Origin of the sequence: Allocoleopsis sp., assembly GCF_036703385.1 — a bacterium.
Lineage (GTDB): Bacteria > Cyanobacteriota > Cyanobacteriia > Cyanobacteriales > Coleofasciculaceae > Allocoleopsis.
Genome location: NZ_DATNPA010000379.1, coordinates 1 through 4,051 on the forward strand (window position 1 = coordinate 1; position 4,051 = coordinate 4,051).

The 4,051-nt window shown below is 42.3% G+C and carries 3 protein-coding genes and 1 pseudogene; all 4 read right to left on the reverse strand.

The window, feature by feature from the left end; all coding sequences use genetic code 11:
* On the reverse strand, nucleotides 1-836 hold an 836-nt coding region (gene pstA, locus V6C93_RS18815), incomplete at its 3' end, for a phosphate ABC transporter permease PstA (protein ID WP_333478200.1).
* A 5-nt stretch (nucleotides 837-841) separates the two neighbouring features.
* The gene (gene pstC, locus V6C93_RS18820; RefSeq protein WP_333478201.1) at nucleotides 842-1,783 is read right to left on the reverse strand and encodes a phosphate ABC transporter permease subunit PstC; all 942 of its coding nucleotides are present in this window, start codon (nucleotides 1,781-1,783) and stop codon (nucleotides 842-844) included.
* Between the two features lie 150 nt (nucleotides 1,784-1,933).
* Nucleotides 1,934-2,938 (reverse strand): PstS family phosphate ABC transporter substrate-binding protein, encoded by a 1,005-nt coding sequence (locus V6C93_RS18825; RefSeq protein WP_333478202.1) that lies wholly within the window; start codon nucleotides 2,936-2,938, stop codon nucleotides 1,934-1,936.
* 561 nt (nucleotides 2,939-3,499) lie between these two features.
* A pseudogene (locus V6C93_RS18830) lies at nucleotides 3,500-4,051 on the reverse strand (glycoside hydrolase); the annotation flags it as partial.

Consider the following 4,051-nt stretch of genomic DNA (forward strand, 5'->3'; position numbering starts at 1 on the left):
AATAAAACAATGATTGTCGCTGCGGCTGCATTAGCAAACCCCGGTTCGGGACGAGTAATGTAGGTGTAGATTTGAATGGGCAAGGCCATAAAGCGCTGAAACAAACCAGGATTGAACGTAAGAAAGCTCACAGCTCCAATCACAATTAGAGAAGCGGCATCGCCAATAGCACGCGAAACTGAAATAATTACTCCAGTTAAAATTCCTGGAACAGCATACGGTAAGACGTGATGCCAAATCGTTTGCCACTTAGTTACTCCTATTCCATAGGAAGCGTGTCGTAAAGAATCAGGAACTGCTCGAATTGCCTCTCTAGATGTGACGATAATGATTGGTAAAGACAGCAACGATAACGTTAGTGCCCCAGAAATTAAACTTGGGCCAAAGTGCAAGAGATAATTGAAAACTCCTAGACCCAGTAAGCCGTAAACAATTGAAGGGACTCCAGCTAAATTACTAATGTTAACTTCAATAATATTAGTCCACCAAGCTTTCGGAGCATATTCTTCCAGATACAAAGCTGCTCCTACGCCGATAGGTACTGCAATAAACAGGACTAATAATCCAAGAATAGTGCTACCCAAAATCGCAGGCCGTATGCCGCCTCGATCAGCAAAACGAGAAGGAGTTTCTGTGAGAAATCCAGGTGTTAATAATCTACCAAATCCATCCTTAAAGACAGAAAAAACTAGGATAGCAAGGACTACTAAGCCAATACTTAGCCCAATTAAAAATAGATATTTAAAGATTTCACCCGTTCTTTCCCTTTTCTCTACATTTGAAGCAAAACTTACAACGGGTTCTTGGAATTCATTTCGATTAAAAGAAGTAGACATGACTGTTAATCGTACTTTTCCTTGTAGCGGCTAGCAATCCAATTACTGATAATGTTGAGAACTAAAGTTATCAAGAAGAGTACAGCTCCCACAGCGTATAAGGTATTGTAATTAATACTGCCACGAGGACTATCTCCCCCTGAAATTTGAGCCATATAAGCCGTCATTGTTTCTACTGAGGTAAAGGGATTAAGGCTGAGTTTCGGCTGTTGACCCGCAGCAATCAAGACCGTCATAGTCTCGCCAACGGCTCTAGAAATGCCCAGAATAATCGAGGCAGCAATTCCAGAAAGAGCGGCAGGAAGAATAACTTTAATAATGGTTTCCAGTTTAGTTACGCCGAGTGCGTAAGCTCCTTCCCGTAACGAGCGAGGCACAGATTGTATAGCATCTATACTGATAGAGCCAACTGTAGGAGTGATCATTATTCCCATCATGAGACCAGCGCTTAAAGCGTTAAAAATTTCCAGAGGGAGAATATGCCGCAGAGCAGGTGTCACAAATAACAGAGCGAAGTAGCCATAAACAACAGTAGGAACTCCTGCCAGCAGTTCTACAGCCGGACGTAAAATAGCTGCCAGCTTGGGTGAAGCATATTCGCTCAAATAGATAGCCGACGATAAACCTAGAGGAATAGCAACGAGCATGGCGATCGCTGTAGTCAGAAACGTACCACACAGCAAAGGCCAAACTCCAAAGTGTTGCTTGGCAAATAAAGGGGTCCACTTGGTATCGAGAAAGAACTGAGCGAACGAAACTTTTTGAAAAAAGTCAAATGTCACCCGGAAGATAATAAAAACAATGCCAAATGTAGTTAGGACGGACACCAAGGCACAACAAAATAGAATCGCCCCGATAACTTTTTCCCAGATATCATCTGAAGCTCTCTTTTCAAGCGATCGCCCGTTTCCTGGGTCGAACTCATCTCTAAAATTTGCGGATTGCATAGGAGGTAAGGCAAGCGATAGGACTGTAGTAATTTTCTAATTGACTGAGGTAGGTGTTTGTTTCACAAGCCGCTAAGTAACAAATACTGAACTTTGAATTGCTTTATCCAAAAGGTGATGGAATAGACACTATTTCTTAGATCGTTTCTCTTAAATAAAGTTGGTGATGGGTTGACCTGGTTTTGCCTTTTTGAATTTAGTACCCGTTTCACCCGATGCAATTTTTTGTTTGATTTTAGGGTAAGCCTCATCCGGGAGTGCCACATAACCCACTGAATCGACCCATTTCCAAGAATTTTCTATATAGAAGTTAACAAACGCTTTAACTTGAGGTTTCGTGTCCAGCGATTTCTTGCTGACGTAGATGAAGAGGGGGCGAGATAACGGGGTATAAATATTTTTAACCACGTTGTCTAGAGGAACTGGTTTTTCACACTGCCCTTTCGGATTTTGTACGGCAACCAATTTCAACTTATCTTGATTTTCCATGTAGTAAGATATTCCAACGTAGCCTATAGCATTTCCGTCGCCTGCAACCCCTTGGACAAGCACGTTTTGATTGTGGCTGGGAGTGTAGTCCGTGCGACCATTTTTGGCTTTGCCAGTAACAGCTTGTGTGAAATAATCAAATGTTCCCGTATCTGAAGCAGGAGCGTAAAGCTTGAGTCGTTGGCTAGGAAACTTGGGATTAATTTGATTCCAGTTCGTGATTTTGCTATCTGATTTAGAGTTCCAAATTTTATCCAGTTCCTCAATCGTTAAACATTGGGAAAAATTATTTTTACGATTGACAATAACAGCAATGCCATCTAAGGCAATAGGAAGCTCTACAAAATCGATACCTTTCTTCTTACATTTTTTTATTTCTTCGTCTTTAATGGTACGTGAGGCACCAGCGATATCAATTTCACCATTACAAAACTTACTCATCCCACCGCCAGTACCACTGGAAGCCACACTAACCCGAGCATTAGAATTAACTTTTTGATATTCTTCAGCAACAGCTAGAGAGATAGGAAAACCCACAGCCGCGCCATCAACACTCACCTGACTATTCTCCTGCTCTGCTCTACTGCAAGAAGTTATACCGAAGGTAATAGTTACTATCAAAGATGGCAATAAAATTTTATGATTTAAGCGGTTGTGAAAGAACATGGTGATTTATGCAAATTCTTAGGTGGATAATAGGCACTTAATTTTTTACCTTAAAACTAGAGAATATTAAAAACGTTAAATTATGTGTTAATATTTCTTGTCATATCCAATTTCCATAAAATTTAATTCTGACCGAAATTGGCTTGATTAATTATCCTGATAAATGAGGCGCAGCCAAGCAAGTACTCCTGCACACCCTACTATCAGGAACTGAAGATTTAACAAGAGGTTTCCTTGCTACTTTCTTGGAAAATAAGCCTTCTAGAAGGTAGGATTATTTTAAGTATATTTGGCTGATTCAAATAATATACAGTAATCCGGTAGATTTACCGTACTTAACTTAGGTTAGATGTTTTTACAAGGCTTCTATGCTTGATGAAGCCATGCCAAGTTACTTATGCCTGAGCCAAGTATCGGATAACCCAGTTTGGGGCTCATTTTGGGGCTACTGGATCGGCTGTAGGTTGGGCCCTTGGCAATCTAGGCGTAGCCTTCGGGTAGGGTATACCAACCTACAATTCTTCTTAACCGAGCAGTATTGCTACGACTCCTCTTTTGCGTCTACGGTACCGTAATGGGAACCAACGCATTCTCCGGTACATAGCTGCGGTAAATTCCATTATCGGCAAAAACTAAAATCAGCCGTATCGGATAATCGGGGCTAATTTGTAAATCGGCCCAAGGCACCGCCACCTCCAAGCACTGCTCGAATGCAGCTTGAGCACGACTAGCTCTGGGATGCCAAAGCAGATGCTCCCCAGCTTCCTCAAACCAAGTTGAGGCCGTTTGCAAATTAATCCCTAGATGATGGTGGAACAGGTAGTTCAACGGTGCCTCTTCCGGAAGTTCTGCGATCGGTGCAGGACTGTTGTGCATGATTTGATCGGGATAGAACCACAACAGATGCAATTCTGCGGGAATGTCCTGACCCGGTTGCATTCCACTTTTGAAGTCAACGCGCAAATAAAAGTTGAGGTGATCGACCCCGTACCAAAGGCGCTGAACCGAACTGCTGCGGTGCATGGTACCTCGTGCACCCCCAATCTCAAGACGACCTGCTTTATCCCAATCCTGCTCATCTCCCTTACCATTTATGACCGGGTGAATGAAGCT

Bases quoted from the DNA above. Each gene is read 5' to 3' on its own strand.
- pstC (WP_333478201.1), bottom strand. From the start codon at position 1,783: ATGCAATCCGCAAATTTTAGAGATGAGTTCGACCCAGGAAACGGGCGA.
- V6C93_RS18825 (WP_333478202.1), bottom strand. From the start codon at position 2,938: ATGTTCTTTCACAACCGCTTAAATCATAAAATTTTATTGCCATCTTTG.